This is a genomic window from Streptomyces humidus (assembly GCF_014649655.1).
Classification (GTDB): Bacteria; Actinomycetota; Actinomycetes; order Streptomycetales; family Streptomycetaceae; genus Streptomyces; species Streptomyces humidus.
In genome coordinates this window covers 87,023-111,984 of sequence record NZ_BMTL01000023.1, presented here as the reverse complement: position 1 = coordinate 111,984, position 24,962 = coordinate 87,023, and the positions used below count along the sequence as shown (strand labels likewise).

Below are 24,962 nucleotides of genomic sequence, written 5' to 3'. Positions count from 1 at the left end.
TAGCGCAGGAGGCGGCTCGACACCCGGCCGGGTGAGAGCCGCCGAAAGGCGACAGAAGACGTCCGGTTTTCCCTGGACCATCGAGGCGAACACCACTGCCGCGAGGACACAGGAACAGGGAGGCCGGACATGTCTGGGCCGCTGGAAGGCAAGGTCGCACTGGTGGCGGGGGCCACCCGGGGTGCGGGACGGGGCATCGCCGTGGAGCTGGGGGCGGCCGGCGCCACCGTCTACGTGACCGGACGCAGCACCCGAGAGGGGCGCTCGGAGTACGACCGCCCCGAGACGATCGAGGACACCGCCGACCTGGTCACCGAGGCGGGGGGCCGCGGCATCGCCGTCCCCACCGACCACCTCGACCCCGCGCGGGTCCGCGCCCTCGTCGACCGCATCGCACGCGAACAGGACCGCCTCGACGTCCTCGTCAACGACGTCTGGGGCGGCGAGAAGCTCTTCGAGTGGGACACCCCGGTCTGGGAGCACGACCTCGACAACGGGCTGCGGCTGCTCCGGCTCGCCGTCGAGACCCACGCCGTCACCAGCCACCACGCCCTTCCGCTGCTGCTGCGCCGGCCGGGCGGCCTCGTCGTCGAGATGACCGACGGCACCGCCGAGTACAACCGCGACACCTACCGTGTGAACCTCTTCTACGACCTCGCCAAGACGTCCGTCCTGCGCATGGCGTTCGCCCTCGCCCACGAGATCGGGCCACGCGGGGCCACCGCCGTCGCGCTCACCCCGGGCTGGATGCGCTCGGAGCTGATGCTCGACCAGTTCGGCGTCCGCGAGGACAACTGGCGTGACGCCCTCGACCGCGTCCCGCACTTCGCGATCTCCGAGACGCCCCGCTTCGTCGGCCGGGCCGTCGCCGCCCTCGCCGCCGACCCCGGCGTCGCCCGGTTCAACGGGCAGTCCCTCTCCAGCGGCGGCCTCGCCCGGGAGTTCGGCTTCACCGACCTCGACGGGAGCCGGCCGGACGCCTGGCGCTATCTGGTCGAGGTCCAGGACGCGGGAAAGCCGGCGGACACCACCGGCTACCGCTGAGCCGCCGCCCTCCCGGCGTTCGCTCCCGCCCGGCGTCCGTCGGCCGTGGTCGGCCCGGCGGGCGCGGGCAGCGCCGGGCCGACCGGGCGGACGGCGAACTTCACTGTTTCGTCACAGCATGCGTCGTCGTACAACCGCCGCCCGCGCAGAGCGGTCTACCACTGCGAGAACGACACACCATGCCAGGGAGAGGGCAGCCATGGGGGACATACGCAGACGAGGGGTCGTCGCGCTGGGGGTCACGGGACTCGTGGCACCGCTGACGCTCGCGCTGGGCGCGGCGCCGGCGCAGGCCGCGAGCTGTACGACGCAGGCCGGGCCGTACCAGAAGCAGGTGGAGAAGTTCCTCGGCCGGCCTGTCGACGGAAAGCAGTCCGCCGCCGACTGCAGCGCCGTCCGCGCCTTCCAGAACAAGCACGGCATCACGCCCAGCATCGGCTACGCCGGGCCCGTCACCTGGGGCGTGATGGACCTGATGAACAAGCAGAAGGCGGTCGGCAACAAGCCCAACAAGGCCGGCAAGTGCCCGACCAACAAGGGCCGTATCGCCTGCGTGAACCTCACCCTGCAGATCAGCTGGATCCAGGACGGCAGCAGGCTCGTCTACGGGCCCGTCCCGGTCCGCACCGGGCGGGACGGGTACGAGACCCGCACCGGTCTGAAGAAGATCTACTGGCGTCACCTCAACCACGTCTCGACCATCTACAACGTGCCCATGCCGTACAGCCAGTTCTTCGACGGCGGGCAGGCCTTTCACTCGGTCGGCCTGAGCATGTGGAACCCGCCGGGCTCCCACGGCTGCGTCAACATGACGTCGACGACCGCCAAGAAGTACTGGTCCCTGCTGAAGACCGGCGACGACGTCTTCGTGTACGGCCGCAAGCCGGGCACCTGAGACCGCGCACGCTCCTGAGGCGGCCCGGGTCCCCGGCGACCCGGGCCGCCTCAGGAGCGTCCCCGAAGTCCGGTGTGTCCAGCCGTATGCCGCCTTGCCGCGCGGACTTCGCCCGAAGGCGCCCTCGGCGATCTGGTTGCGCGCGTGCACGGTCGCCGGGTTGTACCGGCTCGTCTCACCCGTCATGCACGTGAGCCCGGTCACCTCGACGGCGTCGATGTCGCCGCGATCTGCGCCGAAGGGGTTGACAGAGGACGTGATCAGCAACACGTCCGGTATGTCCGCTTTATTGGGTATGACTCACGCGGCCTTCACGCCGGACGCCCTAAGATTCACATCATGTCCACCACTGTTGAAACCCGCTCCGAGCGATCGGCGGCCGAGGTCAACGAGGAGATCCGGGCCCTGTGGTTCCGGTCCGGCGGGACACTGAGCGTCGAGCAGCGCGAGGAGTACCAGCGGCTCGTCCTGGAGTGGGCCGCCGCTCCACAGCCCGGCGAGGCGGCTTGAAGGTCGGCCCGGCGGGTCGGCCCGGCGTTCCACCGGCCCCGGGGCCGCGCCTCGGGGCCCTCGTCTGAAGAGCCCCCGGGCGCACGGGCTCCTCTTCCTCTCCCTTTGTACCGGCCTCGTCCGCCGCGCCTGCCCGCCGCCCGAGGCCCGTCCGCCCCCCGGTTCACCGCCCCGGGCGGCACTCGGGCGGGGTCACCCCCAGGTCGCCGAGTAGTAGCGCTGGTAGGCCTTACGGTCCTGTTCGGCGCGGAAGTACCGGGTCGCGACCAGGGCGACCATGCTGCCCGCGATGACCAGCAGCCCGGGGCCGATGTTCCTCGGGTCGGTGAGCCGCGCGGCCAGGGACACGTTGCCGCCGCCCGTCACCGGCGTCGTCGTGCCGGGGGAGGCGGAGCCCGGGGCGATCGCCGCCTGGGTGGGGGAGGAGGCCGGCGCGGGACCGGCCGAGGAGCCCTGCGTGGCGCCCTGGGCGCCGGCGGAGGGGGCGGCCACGATCAACTGGACGCCGCCGAGCTGGGCCAGTGCGTCGGTGACCGGCTGGAAGAACGTCGTGCCCCCGGTCTTGCAGTCGCCGCTGCCGCCGGAGGTGACGCCGAGGGCGATGCCGTCGGAGAACATCGGGCCGCCGCTGTCGCCCGGCTCGGCGCACACGTTCGTCTCGATGAGCCCGCTGACCGTGCCCTCGGGGTAGTTCACCGTCGCGTCCAGACCGGTGACCTGGCCGTCGTGCAGCCCGCTGGTGCTGCCGCTGCGGAACACCCGCTGGCCCACGGCCGCGTCACCGGCGCCCGTGATGCGCACCCCGTTGCCGTTGCCGATCGCCACCACGTCGGCGCCGTCGCCGGCCTTGCCGTTCGCGTACTGCACCAGCGAGAAGTCGCTGCCGGGGAAGTTGGAGTTCACCGTCTGGCCCACCTGCTGCTCGGCCTGGTTGTCGGAGAACCAGGCCGAACCGGTCGGGCCGCAGTGCCCGGCGGTGAGGATGAAGTCGCTCTTGCCGTTCGTCACGTTGAAGCCGGCCGAGCAGCGTCCGCCGGTCGACAGGATGGGCTGCGCGCCGTTGATCCGGGTGGTGAACGCGCCGGCGGTGCGCTCCATGCGCACGAAGCTGCCGATGCCGGCGGCCGTGTCCGTCAGCCGCGACCAGTCGGCGGCCGACACCGTCTTGTCGGCCTGCACGACGACCTGGTTGGTCCGGTAGTCCATCACCCAGGCCGTGCCGGGCACCTTGGGCGCCGACCGCAGGGTCGCCGTGGCCGACTTCAGCTCGTTCATGCTGTGCGAGACGACCTTCGCCTCGACGCCCGACGCCCGGACGGCGTCGGCCGTCTCCTCGTCGGTGACCGCGACCACCGGCCGTCCGTCGTCGTTGATCCAGGTGCCCGCGGTGCGCGCGGCGCCGAGCTTCTTGACGAGGGCCGCCCCCGGATTGCTGACGACGGGCGCGGCGGCGCTGCGCACCGTCGCCGTCGCGGCGGGCGGCTCGCTCGCCATCGCCGCCTGCGTGACCATGGCCCCTCCCAGGAGGAGTCCGCCGACCGCCGCCAGCCGGGTCATTCGCCGGACGGTCCGTCGTCGTACGTGCCTCATGCATGGCTCCCGAAACCCTGAACGCGCGGCCTGAACACCGCGGGGCTCTCCGGTCGTTGAGCGCCCTCACCCTGGATACGTGCATGGGTGCTCCGGCGTTCAGCCCGGAAGTGATCACCTCGCAGTCCGCGGCCCGCCCGGCCCCGGCCCCCTCCGCTGCCTACACTGCGGACATGGCAGAGAAGGCGATCGACCGGCTGGCCGCGGGCAAGTACCTGCTGATCACCAGCTACCGGAAGAACGGGACCGGGGTGGCCACCCCCGTGTGGGTGGTGCGCGACGGCGACGCGCTCGGGGCCTGGTCGGCCGCCGACGCCTGGAAGGTCAAGCGGATCCGGGCCCGCGGCGACGTCCTCGTCGGCCCGTGCGACGTCCGCGGGAAGCCCACCGGCGCACAGGTCCCGGCGACGGCGGAGATCTGCGACGCGCAGACCACCGCCCGCTATCGGACCCTGCTGGCCCGCAAGTACGGCCTCGTGGGGCGGCTCACGCTGCTCGGCAGCAGACTGCGCCGCGGCCCGGACGGGACCGTGGGGATCCGCATCACGCTGTGACGCACGCGGAGGGGGCACGGACCGCGCGGTCCGTGCCCCCTCCCCTCTCTCCGGCTCCCTCTGTCCCGGCGCGCCATGGCGCGCCCACGACCGGGGCGGCCGCCCTCGGGGCGTCCGGCAGCGGCAGGAAGGGCCGGCAGACCGGACCGGTGCCGTGGAACCTAGTGCCAGGCCCGGTACGGCTCGTCGAGGAGCCGGAAGACCGGCTCGCCCCGCACCGGGTCCTTGACGGTGGACAGGCGGACGCGGTCGCCGCTGTGGATGCCGATCAGCGGGCCCATGACCCGGCCGCGGACGACGAACCCCTCGGCCATCTCGACGAGCGACACGTTGCGCGCGGAAGGGGTGTTGCGGTGCACCACGGTGGCGTGGCGCACCGTCCCGGCGCCCTCGCTGCGCTCCGTGCGCAGGTCGCTGCCCTGGCAGACCGGACACAGCAGACGGTGGTACATGGCGGTGCCGCACCAGGTGCAGCGCTGGAAGAGGATCGCGTCGCCGTCGGCGCTCACGCGGTCGAGGAGGCCCGCCGCGGAGCCGGCGGCCTGCTGGACGACGTTTCCTGAGTGGTGGTACACGCGGGTCAACTCCCTGCACTCGGCCGGAATCCACGTGCGCGGTTCACCCGTGCACGGACGTGCCCGGTCGACCGTGCCGCCGTGCACGCCCACAGGGTATGGCACTCAGTGCCACTCGTAAAGGCACTGCGTACCCCTGAAATGGAGGGTTCTTCCGGTGGTCAGTCGCGCCCCAGGGCCGTCTCGATCTCCTGCACCACCCGCCACAGGGGGGTCCCGCGCCGGGAGACGATGACGACGACGTCCTCGGGACGTGCGACGGCGGCGCGCGGCGGTTCCCCGGCAGGCGTCGGCCGCTCGTCGGGGGACGGCTCCGGATGCGGGCCGAACGCGGACCGCACGTACTCCAGCGCGCGGTCCACGGTCGCGGTCGCCTCGCCCCGCCCGTCCGAACGCAGCCAGGAGCGCAGCGCGTTGTTGTGGGCGGCGACCACCGCGGCCGCGATCACGTCGGCCCGGAGGTGGCCGTCGCGCCGGCCGGTGAAGCGGCCCCGCAGATACTCGGCGAGGGCGCGCTCGTACCGCCACACCACCGACACCTCGTACGCGCGTAGTCCGGGCACCTGCTTGGTGAGCCGGTAGCGCTGTACGGAGAAGGAGGGGTTCTCCGCGTACATGAGCAGGACCAGCCGGGCGGCTTCGCAGACGCGGCGCACCGGCTCGTGCTCCGTCCCGCTCGCGGCGAGGAAGGCGGTCATGTCGGCCAGACACCGCTCGTGGTCGGGGAAGACCACGTCCTCCTTGGAGGGGAAGTAGCGGAAGAAGGACCGCCGGCCGACCCCCGCGAGCGTCACGATGTCGTCGACGGTGGTCTGTTCGTAGCCCCGCTCCAGGAACAGCCGGAAGGCCGCCGCGACCAGGGCGTCCCGCATGGGCGGCCTGGCCTCCGCCTTGTCAGTGGCGCTCATGCACGGAACGTAACACCTGTGCCGACGTGCGGCACTCGGTTCCCTCTCAAGGGGAACGGAGTGCCACACGTCGGCGTCCGGGGCGCCGTGCCCGGCCTCCTGCGTCCGGCGTCAGATCCGCTCCGCGGCCTCGACGATGTTGGTCAGCAGCATCGCCCGGGTCATCGGCCCGACGCCGCCGACCGGCGGCGCGAAGGACCCTGCGACGTCGCTCACGTCCGGGTGCACGTCGCCGAGGATGCCCTCGACGGTGCGGGTCAGGCCCACGGAGAGCACGGTCGCGCCCGGCTTGATCCAGTCGGGCCTGACCATGTGCGCGACCCCGGCGGCGGCGACCACCACGTCCGCCTCCCGGGCGTGCGCGGCCGTGTCCTGGGTGGCCTCGTGGCACAGCGTGACCGTGGCGTGCTCGGTGCTGCGGGTCAGCATCAGCCCCAGCGGCCGGCCCACGGTGACCCCGCAGCCGATGACGCAGAACTGCTGGCCCGTGATCGGCACGTGATTGCGGCGCAGCAGGTCGATGATGCCCCGCGGGGTGCAGGGCAGCGGGCCGGGGATGCCCAGCACCAGCCGGCCCAGGTTCGTCGGGTGGAGACCGTCGGCGTCCTTGACCGGGTCGATCAGCTCCAGCACGGCGTGCGTGTCGATCGGCGCGGGCAGCGGCAGTTGCACGATGAAGCCGGTGCACGCCGGGTCGGCGTTCAGCCGCAGCACGGCGGCTTCCACGTCGGCCTGGGAGGCGTCGGCGGGCAGCTCGATCCTGATCGAGGCGATGCCGACCTGCGCGCAGTCGCGGTGTTTGCCGCCGACGTAGGAACGGCTGCCCGCGTCGTCGCCGACGAGGATGGTGCCGAGCCCCGGGGTGACCCCGCGCTCCTTCAACGCCTGGACGCGCAGGGCGAGTTCGCTCTTGATGTCGGCCGCGGCGGCCTTGCCGTCGAGAAGTGTTGCGGTGGTCACGGGAGTCGGCGGGCCCTTCAGGAGAAGACGACGGTCCTTTCATCGTACGACCCGTTCGCCCACTGCCTGCCAGGAGTCCCGCCCGCCGCAGCCGTCCCGCCCGCCGCAGCCGTGCCGCCGTCCCGGCCGCCCCGCCCGGGTCGGCGTCGCCCTCTGACGTAACCTTTCCGCACCGTTTCGCAGCCCTCCGGGAGACCCGCATGCCCGCCGCTCGCCCCCGTCTCCTCTACGTCACCGACCTGGCCTATCCGGCGCGCGGTCGCCGCTACGGCGACGAGGACGTCTTCCTCGCCTCCCGCCTGCGTGCGGACTTCGACCTCGCCCTGTGCCATCCGCTGGACGCGGCCGCCCTGATGCACGCCTTCGACGGCGTGGTCGTCCGCAACAGCGGCCCGGTCCTCGGCTACCAGAAGGAGTACGAGGCGTTCCGGGAGCGCGCGCTGCGTGAGGGCGTACGCGTCTACAACCCGCTCACCGGCCGCGCCGACATGGTCGGCAAGCAGTACCTCGTCGACCTGAGCGCCGAGGGCTACCCCGTGATCCCGACCGTCGACCGCCCCGAGCACCTGCACCTGCTGCCCGCGGCCGACCGCTACGTCGTCAAGCCCAGGCTCGGCGCCGACTCCCTGGGCCTGCGGATCGTCGGCCCCGACGCCCTGCCCGAGTCGGCCGACGGCTCCACACTCGTCCAGCCGTGCGTCGACTTCCGCTACGAGGTCTCCTTCACCTACGTCGACCACGACTTCCAGTACGCCCTGTACGCCCCGCACCCGGACCGCCGCTGGCAGCTCGAACCGTACGAGCCGACCGTGCGCGACCTGGAGTTCGCCCGTCGCTTCGTCGACTGGAACGACCTCGCGCACGGCATCCAGCGCGTGGACGCCTGCCGCGCCCCGGACGGGGAACTGCTGCTGGTGGAACTGGAGGACCTCAACCCGTACCTGTCGCTGGACGCCCTCGACGACGCCGGGCGGGACGCCTTCGTCGCCGCGACGACCCGTTCGCTGCGCCGCTTCCTCGCGGGGTGAGGGCGCCGGGTCGGGGAGCGGGCCCGGACATGCACGGCGCCGGGTGAACCCCGCGGCCCGCACGCCCGTATCTCTCCCGGGGGACCCACGGGAGGGAGATGAGCGTGCCGACGCCGGAGGAACCCGGAAAGCCGCACGAGCGCCCGGTCCTGGAACCCATCCGGGTCCTGCGACCGCGCAACACCGACGCCCTCGCGGAGCTGATCCGCGAGATCCGCGAGATGACCGAGCCGACCCGGGACGCCGACGCCTATGAGGCGATCCAGCTGCCGCCGGAGCCGTCCCGCGGCGAGGCGGAGACGGAGGAGCTCCCGCCGGTGACCACGCGCACGGCGACCGCGACGGCGCCCCGCGGCGGCTCGGACTGGGCGAGTGAACGCGGCGGCTTCCGCCCGGCGCCCGGTCGCGACCGGACGGGGCCCGGCGTCCCGACCGGCCGCCCACCCGCGCCCGGCTCCCGGTCCGCGCCCGGCTCCCGGTCCGCGCCCGCGCCCGGCGGTCGGACCAGCGGCGCGACGGCGCGGGGGCGGGGCGGGCCGGGAGCCGCGCCTGCGGCGGGCGGCGGACGCGCGCGCTCCCGCGCCGACTCCGGAACGGGCCTGCGACGCGCCGCGATCACGGTGGGCGTGTGCGCGGCGGCCCTGATCGGTTTCGCGTGCGCGCTCCTGCTGCCGGGCCGGGGCGGCGAGGCCGCCGCGGAGACGCCCCCGCCGGTGGCGGCGGCCCTTCCGTCCACCGCCCCGTCCGCCGCCGCGACCGTGTCCGCCGACCCCGACGGCACCGGAACCCTGCGCGAGGGAGACAGCGGTCCGGAGGTGACCGACCTCCAACGGCGACTGCTGCGCATCCCGAACGTGTACGACCACGGCCCCACCGACGGGCGTTACGACAGCGTTCTCACCGACGCCGTGGCGCGTTTCCAGCTCTGGTACGGCATCCGCGGCGACGAGAGCGGCGTCTACGGGGACGACACGCGCCGCGATCTGGAGTCGCGCACCGCCTCGCACGCCGGATGACCGCCGACCGCCGCTGTCTGACGGGCTGACGGGCTGACGGCACGGCATACGCCGGACCGGGGCCGGGCGGACCAGGGGAAGCCCGACCGGGCCCGGCAGGGGAGGAGCGAGCGCCGGGGACCGGCCGGCTGGACCCCGGCGAGCCGGACCGGGCCCGGTGGGGGACGGGCGCCGGACCGGTCGGCGGTTCCTACCGCTCGCCGTCGAGGGGGACCTGGATGTCGCACACGCACACGTCGTCGCGGCTCTCCGGGTCCAGCAGCGCGCCCAGCAGCCGCTCCAGCGGGGCCGGGGCCCCCGCGCCGCTCGGTCCGGCAGCGTCGGCGAGCCGTTCAAGGCCCCGGTCGATGCTCTCCCCGGGCCGTTCGACCAGGCCGTCGGTGTAGAGCAGCAGCCGGTCGCCGGGCCGCAGGTCGACCGCGGCCTCCTCGTAGCGGGGCGCGTCCGTCGCGCCGAGCAGCATCCCGAAGGGCCGCTCGAGGTAACGTGCCTCGCCGTCGCGCACCAGCAGCGGTGGCGGGTGCCCGGCCTGCGCCCACACCAGCCGGTGCTCGCGCGGACTGTAGCGGGCCATGACCATGGTCGCCGAGCAGTGCGGGTCGCGGGAGTGCAGCAGCAGGGCGTTGAGCCGGGAGAGCGCCCCGGTCAGTGAGGACCCGGTGATGATCATGCCCTTGGCGGTGAAGCGCAGCAGGGCCATCGCGGCGACGGCGCCCATGCCGTGCCCGGCCACGTCGCCCACCACGAACAGGGCGTCGCCGTCGGGCAGTTCGATGGCGCTGAACCAGTCGCCGCCGACGTTGAGGCCCGCCTGCGCCGGCAGATAGGCGATGTCCACGCGCAGTCCGGCCAGCTCGACGGGCTGCTCCGGCAGGGGCAGCAGCGCGTCCTGCAGCCGGGCGGCCACGGTGCGTTCGGCCTGGAGCACCCCGTGCTGGGTGAGCATCGCCCGTTCGCTGGCCACCAGCGCGAGTTCGGCGTTGCGCTGCACGGTGAGGTCCTGTACGAACCCGTGCACCTCGACGGGCGCGCCCTGAGTGTCCGGCATCGCCTCGGCGACCATCCGCAGATGGCGGACGCCGTCCTGGGTGACGATGCGGAACGGCACGTCACAGGGCCGGCCCCGGCGCACCAGCTCGCCGACGGCGCGGGCCAGCACGGGCACGTCCTCGGCCAGGCCGAGGCCGGGGAGCGCGTGCAGCGGGACGACGCCCAGGGCGGGATCGCGATCGAAGATGGCGAAGACCTGGGAGGACCAGTTGCCCTCGCCGGTGACCAGGTTCCAGTTCGCCCAGCCCAGGTTGCCCAGCCGCTGCACGTCGGCCAGTCGTTGTTCCTGCCGGTCGGAGGGGTCGTGGCGCACCCAGCTGACGACCAGGCCGTCGCCCAGCCGCGCCGCCCGGGCCGTGTAGGTGGCCAGCTCGCTGGATCCGGCCACCAGCTGCTGCCGGGCGAACGGCTCGCTCTCGTAGGGCTCCTCGGTGCTCAGCGCCCGCAGGCAGCCCTCCCACAGCGGTTCGTCGGCGATCTCCGGCCAGCACTCGAGGAAGCGCAGGCCGACCAGGTCGCGCCCGCTGCGGCCCAGGGCGTCGAAGGCCCCGCCGGTCGCGGCGTCGACGCGGAAGTCCGCCACCCGCCCACCGTCGGAGGCCAGCGGGGCGAGCAGCACCGCGGCGACGGGGAGCCGGTCGAACACCGTCTGCACGGCGTCGGCGACGGCCCCCAGGTCCGGCGGCTTGCGGGCCACGAAGGTGCGCAGCGGGCCCGCGCAGAGCTGGGCGACGGCCAGCAGGTGTTCCCGCACCCGGGCGGTGAAGGGGCCCGGGGACCGGCGCAGGATGCCGAGCGCGACGTCGGCGGACCCGCCCGTCGTCACGGGCAGCCAGGCGCGCGACCGCCAGCGCCGCGGCTGGTCCCCGATCAGCAGGTACTGTTCGGCGTCCTTGGCCGGGTCCTCCAGCCAGCGCGGCTCGTCGGCGCGCAGGGCGTCCAGCGCGGCGATCCCGCTCACGGGCGGCACCCGGCTCCACTGGTCGGCAAGGGGGGCGTCGACGCCGGCGTGCGCGAGGAGCTCCAGCCCTCCGCCGGGCGTGCGGGCGTAGATCATCACGGCGTCTGCGCCCACGTCCGAGGCGAGGTGGTCCAGCAGGCGGTGGGCGAGATCCTGCGGGGTGCCGACCCGGACCAGGGCGCGGCTCAGAAGGCCCAGGGCGGTGGCGTCCACCTCGTCGGCGAAGGGCGGCGGCGCCGGGTCCGGCGTGACGGCCTGGACCGGATCGGGCGCAGGTTCGCCGCCGGGCGCAGGTTCGCCGCCGGGCGCAGGCTCGGACCCGGGCGCAGGTTCGGAGCCGGGCGTGCAGACGAGGGTTCCGAGGGTGATCCAGCACTCCTCCAGCAGCGACCGCAGGCCTGCCTTCGCCCGCCGCTGCAGTTCCGCCTGGGCGGCGTCCGGCGAGCAGCCGCGCTGCGCCATCAGCGCGCCCTTGGCCCGCTCCAGCACGGCCGAGGCGGCCGCCAGTTCCTGGAGGCGGTCCATCTCCGCGCGCTGGAGTGCCACCACCCGGGTCAGCGCGGCCATGTCGGGCACCCCGCCGGACTCCGCGGGCAGGGCGGGTTCGCTCGTCACGCCTCGAGCATGGCACACGGACGTGGATTCGATCGCGGTCTTGCGGCAACGCCCCCGCCAGGGGCGATACACCCCGGGCGGGGGAGCGGACCGTCCTGCTCAGCGGCCGTTCTGGTCCACCAGCGCCTGGGTGACGGCGCGGACGCTGCGGGCGATGTGCTGCAACTGCATCACCTCGGCGGCGTACATCTTGATGGTGTGCTCGATCACCGACTCGGGCATCCCCAGCCGGGGCAGGTCGGCGCGCGCCGTCTGGAGAGCGGTGCGGGCCACCCGGACCTCGTTCTGGACCTGGATCTGCGCATGGCGGGCGAGCAGCACCGGGTGGCGCAGCAGCGCGGGATAGCTCGCGTAGCGGGCGGGCACCAGCTCGCGCAGCCACTTGGCGGCCGACCGTTCCCAGTCGTAGCTGCCGGGGGTCTTCACCTGGCACGGCCAGTCCGAGCCGATGCGCGTCGTCGTCAGGGTCATGATCATCGCTTCCGGGTGTGTGGCGTCGTGACGGTGGTCCGACGGTTCGGGGCGGCCCCGGTCCAGGGGAAGACCGGGGCCGCCACGGGCGCTCGCGCAAGCGATGCCCCGAACACCCTGGGCGCCGACGCGGGTAGGGGACGGCGGCTTTCGGGTGCCCGTACAGGAGCCCTTGGCGGGCGGGTGCGGCCGTGAGCAGTATTTATATATGCCGTCTTCTTTGCAAGACGTATGAAAACATTCATGCGCGAAATGGCCGCAATGATCCCTTTGGTGCTTTTCGTCGGAGGGGGGTGGGTGGGGGAGGAGCAGGGGCGGTGCGGGGATGGAGCAGGGCGGTCCGGGACGACCGGTCATTCCCTCAGGAAGAACTGGTGCTGCTCGGCGATCTGCTCGTACTCCTCCAGCCGGGCCTGGGTGCGCTCGGGTCCCGCGTCCGTCATGGCCTGGAGCAGGGCCGCGGCCATCACGCCGGGCGCCGCGTAGGAGTCGAAGACCAGCCGGGACCCGGTCCCGGAGACGAACGTGGCGTCGGCCTCGTCGGCCAACGGCCCCAGCGCCAGGTCGGTGATCAGGGCGACCTTGAGACCGGCGCTGCGCGCGACCCGTACGGCGGTCAGCGTCTCCTGCGCGTGCCGGGGCATCGAGAACGCCAGCACCCAGGTCCCGCCCGCCTCCCGGGACTGCAGCAGCGCGTCGTAGGCGACGCTGCCCCCGCGGGTCACCAGCCGGACGTCCGGGTGGACCCGGCGGGCGGCGTAGGCGAAGTACTCGGCGAGCGAGGCCGAGATGCGCAGACCCAGGACCGTCAGCGGCGTCGACCGGGACAACTGCCGGCCCACGTCGATGACCCGGTCCGGGTCGGCGAAGTCGCGCCGCAGGTTCTCCAGGTTCTCGATCTCGGCTTCCACCGCCGCCTGGAGCTCGTTGCTGCGGTTCATCTCGGCCGCCGCCGGGCCGCCGGCCAGGGCGCCCAGCGCGATCGCCTGGAGCCGCTCCCGCAGCGCGGGGTATCCGCTGAAGCCGACCGCGGCGGCGAACCGGGTCACCGAGGGCTGGCTGACGCCGACCCGTTCCGCGAGGTCGGTGATCGACAGGAACGCCGCCTCGGTGATGTTCTCGATCAGGTACTGGGCGATCCGCCGTTGTCCCGGAGACAGCCGGGGACCGTCGAAGAGGGCCCTGAGCCGGGAGGTCGGGGACACCTCCGTCTCCGGACCGGTTCTGCCCGAGGTGATCGCTGATGCCTGTGCGCGTGCCTGCTGCGGCGATGGCACCGGTGCGCCTCCTTTGTCTTCCACGAGGCTCAACATAGCTCAGCGGCCGGTCCCGGAAGGGAGCACCGAGTCGGCCCTTCGCACCCCTGCTGATCGTGGTTTACCGCCGGTACGGCGGGCTCGGGCGGCCGACCTCGTCGAAGGACCGGCCGGAACGCGGCGGCTCCCCGGGCCGGTCCCCTCGCCGTGGTGCGGCGGCGGAGTCCGACCCGACCGGCGGCCCGTGCGCCCTCGCACACCGACGCACCGACGCACCGACGCATCGAGGAAGCGGGCAGCGGGAAGCGGGCACGTCCGGCGTCGACGGCGAGCCGCGGGCGACGACGCCGAGGGACAGGGTGTAGAGGGCGAGCGCCCTCAGGGCCGCGGCGGGGCCGACCGGGCCGCGGGCGAAGGCGGGCACCGCCACGCCGGACAGCGGGGTCGTCGCGAACACCGGCAGTCAGGCCCCCGGCGTCGGCCGCCGGGGATCGCCGCCGGACCCGCACGGAGGATGTCGGCCCGCGTCCTCCTGGGCGCCGGTGCGGGGGCTGCGCACGTGCGGGCGGGCGAAGGCGACGCCGGAGGCCACGACGCGCTTGCCGAGCGGGGCCGCTCCGGGGTGTGGCGCACCCGGTGCTCGTGCGGATGCTCGGCCGCGGCGGCGACGTGCGCGGGCTCGTCGCCGGCCGGCGCCTGCTCCGCCGAGACGGTGAACCTCGCGAAGGCCGTGCGGGCCGGCAGGACGACCGCCGGGAACGGCGACGAGCAGTTGCGGGCGGCCCCGGTGCGGGCGGTGCCGCCCCCGCGCCGGGGTGTTCGGTCCGCCCGCAACACGCGCCCGCCCTCGTCCGTCCCGCGGTCGCAGTGCGGGACGGACGAGGGACGGACGCGGGACGGACGAGGTGTGCGAGAGGGGAGCGAGACGCAGGGGCCGCAGGGGTCGCCCGGGCCCCCGCGTCGGCTCCCGACCCGCGGGGTGTTACCGCTTCAGAAGTCGTACCGACAGACCCGCTGCCGTGTACACGGGCACCGCACGCAGACGGTCGGAGTTCAGCTCGACCCGGTCGAACTGACCGCGCAACGCCGATGCGCCGATCACCGGGACGACCGTCCCCGCCGCGGGGGGCCGCTCCTCGTCCAGGCGCAGCGACAGCACCGAGCCCCGGTCGAGCCGCACCCGCCCGGACACCGTGAGGACGGGCCCGTGGTGTTCGCGCAGCGTCAGGTCCAGCACCGCGCCCGCCCCCTGGGCCCACGCGCCGCGCACCCGCACCGGCGCTCCCGCGCGCAGCGTGCCGCCGGTCAGCCGCACGTCGCCCTGGCCGAGCGCGTTCGGGTGTCCGGCGACGAGCACGCCCGCCTCCAGCACGGTGCCCCCGTGGTAGCGGTTGTGGCCGGTCAGGGTCAGCGTGCCGGAGCCGCGCTTGGTCAGACCGCCCTCGCCCTCGATGTCGTTGCGCCAGGCGTCGGCCGCGTGGAAGCCGCCCCTGGCCGCGTCCAGGGTGACCGTGACGTCGCAGTCGAAGGCTCCGTAGCCGTCTGCCGCCGCGAAGAGGTCGAGCCGGCCCCACTGCTCGAAGCCGTCCAGCAGGACGTAGCCGGAGGGCAGCGCCGTCGTGCGCAGCACGTCGCGGCGCTGGGCCGCGGTGAGGTAGGGCTGCCGCGTCTCCAGCAGCACCTCGGCGCCCTTGGGCACCGACAGGGGCTCCTTGCGGCCCTCCCGCGGCAGGACGTAGGTCAGCCGGGGCTCGACGGCGCGGGCGTTGGCCTCGCGGTCGGCGTACTCGTCCTCGGCGTCGGAGTGCGCGTAGCCGAACAGGGTGTCGGGGGTCGTGCCGGTCTTCCGGGTGAAGTAGTCCAGGGCCTGGGCGCGGGCGGCCGCCTTCAGTTCGGCGTTGGCCGGGTCGGCGAGCGTGGCGGCGGCCAGCGCGGTGGCCATGACACGGCCGCCGATGACGTCGACGGTGGAGTGCATGCCGGAGACGATCCGGGTGTGGCTGAGCTGCAGGGCGCGCGTCACCAGCTCCTGGAACCGCTCGGGGACGGCGTATGCGTACGCCAGCGCCGCCAGGTGGAAGGCGTTCGTGTGCCCGCTGGGGAAACCGCCGTCGTCGGTGGGGGAGCTGCTGCGCTGGCGCAGCAGCTGAGGGACCACGACCACCTGGGAGTCGTAGACCGGGAAGCCGAGCGCGTCGGTCTTTCCGGTGTCGACGACCTGGCTGTTCTCGTTCATCCGCCACGGCCGCGGGTACTGGTACGCGTACTTGCCCGGGTTGCCCGAGGCGTAGGGGCCGCGCACGGTGTCCACGAGCTTGGCGACGAGGCCGAGGTCGGAGGTGTACGAGCCCGCGCCGAGCGCGGAGCCGGCGGGCGCGTCGGCGGGCACGGCGTCGTCGATCTTCGTGGCGGGGGTGGTGTCCGGTGCGCGGGTGATCGAGGTGACTGCCTTGGCGCCGGTCCGGTACAGATCCGCCAGCGGGCCCAGGCCGCCGATCATCGCGTAGCTCTGGTGCTGACGGTCGTAGACGAAGGCCTCCTTGCCCTGCGCCTCGGTGCGCGCCCGGGTGACCGCGGCGCAGTAGCGCATGTTGGCGCGCAGGATCTCCGGGCGCAGCGGTGCGCCGGTGTTCCAGGCCGAGCCGGTCTTCCACACGCGGGCGAACCCGCCGAGGACGCGCACCACGGCGTTCGTCTCGGGCGTGAGGTTGGCCATGACGTTCGTCTTGTAGTCGTCGACGAACGGGAGCGCGGCGGTGGCGGCCTTGGCGTCGGCGGCCCCCAGCCATGAGACCAGCGTCGGGGCGGCGACGACGGCCGCCGACCCTCCGAGGGAGGTCTTCAGAAAGCGCCTGCGGTTCACAGCCGAGGGGGTGGGGAGCCCGGCGGATGACGGCATGGGTGTGCCTCTCTTGAGTTCTTCGGCCCGGGGGCCAGAGGGAAGAGGTGCGATCGTGTGCGGCTCGTGGGCTTTTTGACGGCTCCTGAGCCGGATGACGCGTCTGAGCGAAGATCTACGGCCGTGCTGTGTCCGGTCCGCGAGGGTCCGGCGACCGGCGCGTGTCGCGGAGGTGAACGTGAGCCCGGCGGCTCCGGCGGCTCACAGAAGCGAACGGGCCAGCGCCACCGCGCCCTCGACCGGCGCCGCGGTCAGCGGCCTGGGCCGCGCTCCCGGCAGGACGGCGGAGAGTGCGGCGGTGAACGCCTCGTACAGCGCGGGCCGGCCGAGGACGGTGCCGCCCGCCACGACCACGTCGTCGACGGGGACCCCGCGCGTGGCGAGCCGGACGACGAGCGCGGCGAGGGCCTGCGCGGCCTCGGCGATCACGGCGTCGGCGAGCGCCGAGCCCTCGGCGGCGGCCGTGAAGACGACGGGTGCGTGGCGGCCCCACTCGGCGGAGACGTCCGTGGCGCTCTCCAGCGCCGCGCCGAGCGCCGGGACCTCGGGCACGCCGAACGAGGCGAGCAGACCGCGCGCGAGGGCGTCGGGTTCCTCACCCCGGTCGTGCGCGGCCCACACGGCCCGGGCCGCCTCGCGGACCAGGCCGGCGCCGCCGCCCTCGTCGCCGAGGACCGCGCCCCAGCCGCCCACCTGGACGACGGCGCCGTCGGGCATCCTGCCCACCGCCACCGAGCCGGTGCCGGCCACCAGGCCGACGCCTTTGTCCAGGCCCGCGGCCGGAACGAGCAGCTCGGCGTCGCCCACGACGTGCGTGGGCACCCCGAGCAGTTCCTGCAGCGCGACCCTTATCCGCGCGCACTGCAGGGGCGTCTCACAGGCGTGCGCCCCCACGGCCAGGGCCGACGGGAGCGCGTCCGGGGGAAGGGTCTCGCGGACGAGACCGGCCAGCCGGCGTGCCGCGGCGGCCGGTTCGTGCGGCCGCCACCCGTGGGTGGCGCGTACGTGGTCGACCACGACGACATCGCCCGCGACAGCGCGCAGATGCGTCTTGGTGCCGCCCACGTCGACGCCGACCACGAGGGGGCCCGAAGGGGGAGAGTCCTGCACGGATCCTCTTTCGTCGATGCGCTGGAAAGCTGCGACGGCGGGCGAACCGTGACCACACGAGAGTGACTTGATGAACTAGGGAAGCCCCGGGACGGGCTTCTGGCGAAGCACGGCAGGCATATACCGTGAAGTTCGTTAGGAAGTTAACTAACGAAGTACAGTGCGTCAAGAGGAATCGCGCACTCGACCACCGGGCAGCCTTCTGCGGCCGCCGGAGCGGGAACGCGCGACGTCGGTCCATCCCATCGCCGGCACTCCGCCGAGACCGTCGGCCGGGTGCGCGGCCCTGTACCCGTGTGGGGGAATCTGTGGAACTCGACGTGGTGGAAGCCTCCCGCCTGACCGAGAGCGCGAGCGCCGTGTTCGCGGTACTGGCCCAGGCGGGCAGCGCCACCCGGCCGCAGCTCGCGAGTCTGGCGGGGCTGTCCAAGCCGACGGTGTCCTCCGCGGTGGCGGAGCTGGAGGGCGCCCGGCTGGCCGCGCACTCGGGCACCGCCTCCAGCGGCACCGGCCGCTCCGCAGCCGTCTACTGCCTGGGCCCGGCCGCCGGCGCCGTGCTCGCCGTCGATCTCGGCCCCGCCCTCACCCGGGTCAGGGGCTGCGCGCTGGACGGCGCCCTGCTCGCCGAGGCCGCGGCCTCCCGTGAGGACGCCGCCGACGCCGTGCGCGAGGCGCTCGCCGCGCTGCCCGCGGGCGTTCCGCTGCGCTCCATCGTCGTCGCCGTCGGCGACGTCCTCGCGCCCGACCGGCAGGGAAGCGGCATGCGCCCCGCCACCGCCAAGGCGGGGCCGGTCTTCGACGCCATGGCCGTCGCGCTGCCGCCCGGCGTCCCGGTCCATCTGGAGAACAACGTCAACTGCGCCGCGCTCGCGGAACTGCACGAGGGCGCCGCCCGGGGCCGCCACACCTTCGGCTACCTGCGGATCGGCGTCGGCATCGGTCTCGGCATCGTCGTCGGGGGACAGGTGCTGCGCGGCTCGAACGGAGCCGCCGGAGAGCTGGCGCGGCTGCCCTACCCCTGGGACGACGGCCGTGAGCCCCGCCAGGAGGCCCTGGAGGAGTACATCGGCGCGCGCTCCCTGCTGCGCCGGGCCGGCGCGGCCTGGCAGGCCTCCGACGGCCCGTGCCCGCGCACCACCGAACGGCTCTTCGCCCTCGCCGGGCAGGGCGCGGAGACGGCCCGTGCCGTGGTCGCCCGGCATGCCGTGGACGTCGGCCGCCTCGCCGCCGCCGTGACCGCCGTGCTGGACCCCGGACTGATCGTGCTGGGGGGCAGCACCGGCGCGGATCCCCAGCTCCTGCCCGGGGTGCGGGCCGAACTCGCGCGGCTGAGCTGGCCCACCGAGGTGGTCAGCAGCACGGTCGGGGACGCCGGCACCGTCGCCGGCGCGGCGCGGCTCGCGGTCGCCCGGGGAGTCCAAACCGTGACCCAGGCAGCGCGGGCTAAGGATTGACGGCCTCCGACTCGGTCTGCCAATGTCCGGACAAGCGCTTTCTAAGTCGGTCGGGACACCGGCTTGGGGTGAGCGTCCCGCCCGTACCCGACGAGGTACGGCAGCCGCACGAGGGCGTACTCGTACGGTGACGGCCCGCAGGCCGGGGAACGCACCCGCAGAGGCGACGCGGCCGGGCGAGGCCGCGCCCCCGAAAGCGAATCTCCTGCAAAATGCACCCGTGCCGCCTCGTTCGGCGCCGTGCTCCGTCCCCTAAGACGAAATGGGATCGAAGATGACCAGTGTGGGTGTGCGGCGCTCCCGCCGACTCGGCCGCGGCGTTATACGCCGGGTGGTTCCCCTTGCTGCCGTGGCCACGGCAGGTGCCCTTCTGCTCTCCGCCTGCGGGTCGGGTTCCGGCTCCTCCGGCGGTGACTCCAAGTCGCTGACGTTCTGGATCTCCACGGTTCCGGGCCAGGACGCGGGCTGGAAGAAGCTGGTGGCGCAGTACAAGAAGGATGCCGGCGTCGACGTCAAGCTCGTCAACATCCCCTACGACGGCTACACGACGAAGCTGAAGAACGCCGCGCAGGCGAACTCCCTGCCCGACGTGGCCGCCGTGCCGTCGCTGGACCCGATCTGGTCGGGCAAGCTGCTCGACCTCAAGTCCATCGCCGACAACAAGACCAACAAGATCAACGCGAACTTCCTCGCCAAGGACTCCTCCGGCAAGGTCCTGGCCATCCCCTCGGACGTCACCGCGTCCGGCCTGTTCGTCAACAAGACGCTGTTCAAGAAGGCCGGCGTCGCCCTCCCGGCCTCGCCCGACAAGACCTGGACCTGGACCGACTTCATCAAGGCGGCGAACACGGTCCGCGAGAAGACCGGCGTCAAGTACTCCCTCACCTTCGACCAGTCGCCGTCCCGGCTGCGCGCCATGGTGTACGAGATGGGCGGGAAGTACGTCCACGCGGACTCCTCCGGCAAGTTCTCGGTCGACGACGCGACCAAGAAGGCCGTGAACTACTTCGTCGGACTCAACGACGACAAGACCATGCCGAAGTCGGTGTGGACCAGCGGCGCCGACCCGTCGGCCATGTTCCAGAGCGGTGACGTGGTCGCCTACTGGTCCGGCGTGTGGCAGGTCGCCTCCTTCGCCGAGAGCATCAAGAAGTTCGAGTGGGCGAGCGTCCCGACTCCCGCCCAGCCGGTGCAGGCCTCCGACGTCAACGCCGGCGGCATGATGGTCGGCTTCAACAACAACGGCGAGGCGGCCACCGCCGCGACCAAGTTCATGTCCTGGCTGTACGAGCCGGACCACTACCGCGTGCTGTGCGAGACGTCCGGCTTCCTGCCGGTCGAGAGCGGCCTGAACCCGAAGTACCCCTTCACCTCCGAGGCGGCGCAGGCGGCGTTCAAGCTGTACAACGAGGAGATCCCGCTCTACGCCCCGATCTCCGGCTACTTCAACGGCGCTCAGACCGACTGGGTGCTGAAGGGCAAGAGCCTCACCGAGGACCCGACCAAGACGGAGCTCGGCAAGGCGATCAACGGCCAGCAGTCGGCCGACAAGGCCCTGGAGAACATCGTGGCCGGCTACAACCAGCAGGTCGGCGGCGGATCGTAGGCCACAGGGCCGGGCGGCGGCGAGACACCGCCGCCGCCCGGCCCTGGGCTCCCACGAGATGCCGGGCTCATGGCGTGAGCCCACACAGATCCCTCCCACCAGCACGGAGTCAGGAAGATGACCAAACGCGCCCCGGACGTGTCCGTGAGCCCGCCCAGGAGACGACGCAGCACCTACGTCTTCGCGCCGTTCGTCCTCATCGCGGCCAATGTCGTGCTCTTCTCGCTGTTCTTCGTCTGGCCGGCGGCGATCGGGCTCGTCTACTCCTTCACGAACTACACGGGCGTGGGAGTGTTCCAGTTCGTCGGGCTGGACAACTACCACCACCTGATCGGGGACTCCGCCTTCTACAGCGCGCTGACCCGGACGCTGCTGTACGCCGTGCTCTTCGTGCCGCTGAACTTCGCGGCCTCGCTGCTCATCGCCAACCTGCTGGTCAGCAAGCACGCCAAGGGCTCGTCGGTCGCCCGCGTCGTCTTCTTCGTCCCGTGGCTCCTGTCGCCCATCGTCGTCGGCGTCCTGTGGCGCTGGCTGTTCGGTGAGAACTTCGGACTGGTCAACTACGTCATCGAGAAGCTCGGCGGAAGTGCCGTTCCGTGGCAGTCGAACGCGGACCTGTCGTTGCTCGTGGTGGTGATGGCGGCGTCCTGGACCTGGACGGGCTTCTCGATGCTGCTGTTCATCGCGGCGATCAAGAACGTTCCGGTGTCGTACTACGAGGCGGCCTCGCTCGACGGCGCCGGTCCGTGGCGCCAGTTCTTCAGCATCACGCTGCCGAGCATCGCGCCCACCTCGTTCATCGTGATCCTGCTCAACACGATCAACGCGATGAAGGAGTATCCGGTGTTCGTCGCCCTCAACAACGGCGGACCCGGAACGTCGAACAACCTGCTCGTCCAGTACATCTACGAGACCGGCTTCAAACGGGGCCAGATCGGCTACGCGAGCGCCGCGTCGTTCGTGCTCATGCTCATCCTGATGGCCGTCGCGATCGTCCAGCTCTTCGTCAACCGGCGGGTGGAGAACCGATGACAACCACAGACATGCCCCGCCCGGTCGACGCCGGTCCCGGACGCGCCGCCTCCAAGAAGGGCACCCGCAAGGCGGGCTCCGGCGGGCTCCGGCGGGCGGTGCCCGCGACGACACTGCTGTGGATCCTGGCGTGCCTGTACGGGCTGCCGGTGCTGTGGTTCATCCTCAGCTCCCTCAAGCCGGCCAGCGAGCTGTTCTCCTATCCGCTGACCCTGGTCCCGCACAACCCCACCCTGTCGGGCTACGTCACGGCGTGGCGCAGCGCCAACTTCTCCCAGTACTTCCTCAACACGGCCCTCGTGTGCGTGATCACGACGGTCCTCACGGTGGGAGTCAGCTGCTGCACCGGGTACGCGCTGGCCAAGTACGACAACCGATGGCTCAAGGCGTTCTTCGTCTGCATCCTGGCCACCACGATGCTGCCGGGCGAGGTCATGCTCGCCCCGGAGTTCCTGGTGGTCCGCAACCTCGGCCTCTTCAACTCGTTCGCCGGCATCATCCTCCCGGCCGTGCTCACCGCGACCGGATGCTTCATGTTCCGCCAGTTCTTCCTGACGGTCCCCGACGAACTCGTCGAGGCCGCGCGCATCGACGGCGCCCGCGAACTGTCGATCTTCTTGCGGATCATGGTGCCGATCTCCCGGCCGATCATGCTGACCCTCGCCATCCTGTCCTTCCAGTGGCGGTGGAACGACTACATCTGGCCGCTTCTGATGCTCAACGACCCCGAGAAGTTCACCGTGCAGATCGGCATCCAGAGCATCGTCGGCGCGCAGAACATCAACTGGTCGGTACTGCTCGGCGCATCGGTCATCTCCATGATCCCCCTGATCGCCGTCTTCCTGGTCTTCCAGCGCTACGTCATGGGCGCCGACATCAACGCCGGCCTGAAGGACTGACCGTGTCCACCGCGCTCGACCACGCGGCCGGCGGCGCGGTGGCCCGCGCCGCCGGCCGGCCGTCCCGCCGCCGGCCGGCCCGGACGAGGAACCCGCCGGTGCGAACGGCCGCGCTCCGGCCCGCCGGGTGAGGACCCCGGTCGCGGCGTACCGTTCCCCGGACTCGGCCCCGCACGGCAGCAGTCGGGCCGTCGCCGCCACGACGGCCCACACCCGGCGCAGGACCACACCGCGGTGGGCGGTACCGACGCGAATACCGGGAAGGACCGCGTCCATCTCGGCGGACACGGCCCGCACACCCTGACCCCCGCACCGCGCGCCCGCCGGCCCGCACCCGCCGTGTGACCCCGACGACCACGCCAAGGCCATCTCACGCATGAAGGGCTGGATCTCCGTGCACCTCACGTCCCCTCCCGTGCACCTCACGCATCAGCGCGGCCCGCTGCACGACCTGCCCGACACCCCCGAGGCGTACGACGCCGTCCTCGCCGACGTCACCGAGCAGGCCCTGCGACGGCTGACGCCGGAGGGGAACCTCGAGCACCCCGACTGCGACGACGACATCGGCGACACCTCCCTCGGCGTCACCTCCCTGCTGGCCCTGGCGTGGCGGCGCACCGACGACCCGCGCCTGTCCGACGCGGTGCGCCGCAGCCTCGCCTTCCATCTGCGCGAACGGGTCTACCGGGAGGACAACCCCGGTTACCCCAACCTGAGGGTGCGCGGCTCGGGGCTCCCGTACGCCCGGTACGTCCTCGAGGCGGGCGCCCACCCCGTCGGTGACTGGCCGAGCACCGTGTGGGCGCTGCTGCATGCCGTCAACGTCCTGGACATGGCGGACGGCCTGGTCGACGACGCGCAGCGGGCCGAACTGCTGGAGACGGCCAGCGGCTACTGGCGCTGGCTGACCGAGGCGACCTTCTTCAACCCGCAGGAGGCCGGCAACCAGGCGATCGGCTGCGTGGTGGGCGGACTGATGCTGGCCCGTCATCTCCCGACGGAGGCGGCGGAGCCGGTCCGCGCGCGGGCCCTCGCGCTCTACGCCGACGAGATCCGCGCCCACCGGGTGCGCGACCGGGGCGCCCTGCTGCCGCCCGAGCACGGCGGCGCCTACGACAACAACTACGGCCCCATCTCCCTGTCCTTCCTCGCCCAGGCGCACCGGATCAGCGGCGAGGAGATGTTCGCCGAGGACGGCGACGCCCTCGCCCGCTACATCGACGCCCGCCTCACCGGCGGCGGCTTCGACAACGGCGGACCCCGCTACAGCGAGCAGCACTCGGCCTTCGAGTCGGTGCTGGGCCTGCGCTACTTCGGCGCCCGGATCGGCGCGGACCTGGGCCGCTACCGGGGCGACAGCCGCTGGGCCCGGCACGCCGTCCAGGCGGACGGCGGGGTCGACGGGCACTTCGCGTGGATGCTGGTGTGGCAGATCCAGGACACCGCGCGCTGGCACCGCGAGCCGTCCCCGCGCGCGGCACGCCACCAACTGCGCGCCGGCGCCGTCTCGGTGGCCTTCGACGACCGGATGACCCCGGCGGTCGTCGAGGCGGGCGGGACGTACTGCCTGGCCGCCGCCGTCAACCGGCAGCACGGCTTCGGCCCGGTCGCCGACGGCTTCCTGCTGTGCCGCCCGATGGGCGCGGTCCGCGTCCGCGACGTCCGCGCCGACGGCCTGACCGCCAAGCTCGTCACCAAGCCGGTCGTCGGCCGCGACCACGTCCTGCGGTCCGTGCGCTCCTTGTACGTCACCGACGGCACGACCCTGTGGACGACGGTCGCCGTGGAACGCCTCGAGGGCACTCCGTACCTGCTGGCCGGCCTGCCCTACGCCGAGGACGACGGCGACCGGGTCCGCCGCACGGCACGGGTCGCCGTCTCCTCGCCCGGCGCCCTGCGCCTGACGCACCCCGCGGCGACGGGCCCGGACCACTTCGACGCCCGCGCCGAACTCACCCAGGAGCAGGCCGCCTTCGCCCTCGCCGCCGACCCCCGTGGCTACGGCGACCCGGACGAGGGCTGGCGCCACCTGGTCAGCTCGACGGCGCTGGAGGCCGGCCCGATCGCGGACGCGCCGGACGACCTGCACGTGTTCGTGGTCGGCTACGGCGCCGAGGAGCCGTTCGCGGCGTCGGCGGAGTGGGGCGAGGAGGGGCTGACCGTGCGCACGGACGCCTTCACCGCCGTCCTCGGTCCGGCCGACGCGCACGGCGAGCCCGAGCTGACGCTGCGCGCCGTCAGCCGCTGAGCGCCATCCGCGGCGTGCCCCGCGCCGCGTACGCGGGCAGCCGGGCGTCCTGGAGGAAGGCGGGGGAGAGGGACGGACCGAACCGCCGCTCCAGCACGCCCAGGCCGCGTCGGTGGTCCGTCGGGCCGTGCTCGTCCTCCGGCGGCGGACACGCGCGGACGTCGCACAACAAGTTCCCCGCCGCGACCACGCCGGTCAGCGGCAGATCCGGCTCCTCGCCTCGGCGCGCGTCGTTGCCGGTCCCGAAGGCGGCACGCGGCACCGACGTCGGCGCGGCCGGG

The 24,962-nt window shown here is 73.1% G+C and carries 21 protein-coding genes; 11 read left to right on the top strand and 10 right to left on the bottom strand.

What is annotated here, in order from left to right; translation table 11 throughout:
- The first annotated feature begins 129 nt into the window (after positions 1 to 129).
- From IE239_RS25850 to IE239_RS25840, 3 genes are all read left to right on the top strand, one after another.
- Positions 130 to 1,044 carry an SDR family oxidoreductase gene (locus IE239_RS25850; RefSeq protein WP_190151782.1) on the top strand — a complete coding sequence of 305 codons (915 nt, stop codon included), beginning with the start codon at positions 130 to 132 and terminating at the stop codon, positions 1,042 to 1,044.
- A 199-nt stretch (positions 1,045 to 1,243) separates the two neighbouring features.
- Entirely contained in the window at positions 1,244 to 1,939 is a 696-nt protein-coding gene (locus IE239_RS25845) for a L,D-transpeptidase family protein (RefSeq protein ID WP_190151781.1), read from the top strand.
- Positions 1,940 to 2,278: 339 nt separating this feature from the next.
- Complete coding sequence (locus IE239_RS25840; protein WP_190151780.1) at positions 2,279 to 2,449, top strand: hypothetical protein; 171 nt, start codon at positions 2,279 to 2,281, stop codon at positions 2,447 to 2,449.
- A 192-nt stretch (positions 2,450 to 2,641) separates the two neighbouring features.
- Here IE239_RS25840 and IE239_RS25835 read toward each other — a convergent pair whose 3' ends face one another.
- Positions 2,642 to 4,006 (bottom strand): S1 family peptidase, encoded by a 1,365-nt coding sequence (locus tag IE239_RS25835; protein ID WP_229878313.1) that lies wholly within the window; start codon positions 4,004 to 4,006, stop codon positions 2,642 to 2,644.
- 206 nt (positions 4,007 to 4,212) lie between these two features.
- Here IE239_RS25835 and IE239_RS25830 point away from each other — a divergent pair, with 206 nt between their 5' ends.
- Positions 4,213 to 4,593 (top strand): PPOX class F420-dependent oxidoreductase, encoded by a 381-nt coding sequence (locus IE239_RS25830; protein ID WP_190151778.1) that lies wholly within the window; start codon positions 4,213 to 4,215, stop codon positions 4,591 to 4,593.
- Positions 4,594 to 4,754: 161 nt separating this feature from the next.
- On the opposite strand, the gene IE239_RS25825 is transcribed toward IE239_RS25830, so the two are convergent.
- The 3 genes from IE239_RS25825 to IE239_RS25815 form a co-directional block, all read right to left on the bottom strand.
- Positions 4,755 to 5,168, bottom strand: a complete 414-nt coding sequence (locus tag IE239_RS25825) for a Zn-ribbon domain-containing OB-fold protein (protein ID WP_190151777.1) — start codon at positions 5,166 to 5,168, stop codon at positions 4,755 to 4,757.
- 161 nt (positions 5,169 to 5,329) lie between these two features.
- Positions 5,330 to 6,040, bottom strand: a complete 711-nt coding sequence (locus tag IE239_RS25820; protein WP_190151842.1) for a TetR family transcriptional regulator — start codon at positions 6,038 to 6,040, stop codon at positions 5,330 to 5,332.
- Between the two features lie 147 nt (positions 6,041 to 6,187).
- Positions 6,188 to 7,036, bottom strand: coding sequence for a bifunctional methylenetetrahydrofolate dehydrogenase/methenyltetrahydrofolate cyclohydrolase (locus IE239_RS25815; protein WP_190151776.1), 849 nt, complete (start codon positions 7,034 to 7,036; stop codon positions 6,188 to 6,190).
- A gap of 200 nt (positions 7,037 to 7,236) precedes the next feature.
- On the opposite strand from IE239_RS25815, the gene IE239_RS25810 reads away from it, so the two are divergent.
- Both IE239_RS25810 and IE239_RS25805 read left to right on the top strand, forming a co-directional pair.
- On the top strand, positions 7,237 to 8,064 hold the full coding sequence (locus IE239_RS25810; protein WP_190151775.1) for an ATP-grasp domain-containing protein: 828 nt from the start codon (positions 7,237 to 7,239) through the stop codon (positions 8,062 to 8,064).
- A 104-nt stretch (positions 8,065 to 8,168) separates the two neighbouring features.
- Entirely contained in the window at positions 8,169 to 9,080 is a 912-nt protein-coding gene (locus IE239_RS25805) for a peptidoglycan-binding domain-containing protein (protein ID WP_229878311.1), read from the top strand.
- Positions 9,081 to 9,270: 190 nt separating this feature from the next.
- On the opposite strand, the gene IE239_RS25800 is transcribed toward IE239_RS25805, so the two are convergent.
- The 5 genes from IE239_RS25800 to IE239_RS25780 all read right to left on the bottom strand — a co-directional run bounded on the left by IE239_RS25800 (position 9,271) and on the right by IE239_RS25780 (position 17,442).
- Positions 9,271 to 11,658 carry a SpoIIE family protein phosphatase gene (locus IE239_RS25800; RefSeq protein WP_190151841.1) on the bottom strand — a complete coding sequence of 796 codons (2,388 nt, stop codon included), beginning with the start codon at positions 11,656 to 11,658 and terminating at the stop codon, positions 9,271 to 9,273.
- Between the two features lie 147 nt (positions 11,659 to 11,805).
- Positions 11,806 to 12,183 carry a hypothetical protein gene (locus IE239_RS25795; protein WP_174855709.1) on the bottom strand — a complete coding sequence of 126 codons (378 nt, stop codon included), beginning with the start codon at positions 12,181 to 12,183 and terminating at the stop codon, positions 11,806 to 11,808.
- Between the two features lie 347 nt (positions 12,184 to 12,530).
- Entirely contained in the window at positions 12,531 to 13,454 is a 924-nt protein-coding gene (locus IE239_RS25790; RefSeq protein WP_190151773.1) for a MurR/RpiR family transcriptional regulator, read from the bottom strand.
- Between the two features lie 961 nt (positions 13,455 to 14,415).
- Positions 14,416 to 16,332 carry a phosphatase PAP2 family protein gene (locus IE239_RS25785; RefSeq protein WP_190151772.1) on the bottom strand — a complete coding sequence of 639 codons (1,917 nt, stop codon included), beginning with the start codon at positions 16,330 to 16,332 and terminating at the stop codon, positions 14,416 to 14,418.
- A 201-nt stretch (positions 16,333 to 16,533) separates the two neighbouring features.
- The gene (locus IE239_RS25780; protein ID WP_190151771.1) at positions 16,534 to 17,442 is read right to left on the bottom strand and encodes an N-acetylglucosamine kinase; all 909 of its coding nucleotides are present in this window, start codon (positions 17,440 to 17,442) and stop codon (positions 16,534 to 16,536) included.
- A gap of 320 nt (positions 17,443 to 17,762) precedes the next feature.
- Between IE239_RS25780 and IE239_RS25775 the strand changes: the two genes are divergently transcribed.
- From IE239_RS25775 to IE239_RS25755, 5 genes are all read left to right on the top strand, one after another.
- Positions 17,763 to 18,896: an ROK family transcriptional regulator gene (locus IE239_RS25775; RefSeq protein WP_373308145.1), complete on the top strand. Its 1,134-nt coding sequence runs from the start codon at positions 17,763 to 17,765 to the stop codon at positions 18,894 to 18,896.
- Positions 18,897 to 19,170: 274 nt separating this feature from the next.
- Positions 19,171 to 20,502: an ABC transporter substrate-binding protein gene (locus IE239_RS25770; RefSeq protein WP_190151839.1), complete on the top strand. Its 1,332-nt coding sequence runs from the start codon at positions 19,171 to 19,173 to the stop codon at positions 20,500 to 20,502.
- 117 nt (positions 20,503 to 20,619) lie between these two features.
- Positions 20,620 to 21,534 (top strand): carbohydrate ABC transporter permease, encoded by a 915-nt coding sequence (locus IE239_RS25765; RefSeq protein ID WP_190151770.1) that lies wholly within the window; start codon positions 20,620 to 20,622, stop codon positions 21,532 to 21,534.
- Entirely contained in the window at positions 21,531 to 22,433 is a 903-nt protein-coding gene (locus IE239_RS25760) for a carbohydrate ABC transporter permease (protein ID WP_190151769.1), read from the top strand. Before IE239_RS25765 ends, IE239_RS25760 begins: the two co-directional genes overlap by 4 nt.
- A 415-nt stretch (positions 22,434 to 22,848) precedes the next feature.
- The gene (locus IE239_RS25755) at positions 22,849 to 24,681 is read left to right on the top strand and encodes a hypothetical protein (protein WP_190151838.1); all 1,833 of its coding nucleotides are present in this window, start codon (positions 22,849 to 22,851) and stop codon (positions 24,679 to 24,681) included.
- On the opposite strand, the gene IE239_RS25750 is transcribed toward IE239_RS25755, so the two are convergent.
- Complete coding sequence (locus tag IE239_RS25750) at positions 24,671 to 24,943, bottom strand: hypothetical protein (protein ID WP_190151768.1); 273 nt, start codon at positions 24,941 to 24,943, stop codon at positions 24,671 to 24,673. The two genes, IE239_RS25755 and IE239_RS25750, sit on opposite strands and share 11 nt — an antisense overlap.
- Positions 24,944 to 24,962 lie beyond the last annotated feature (19 nt).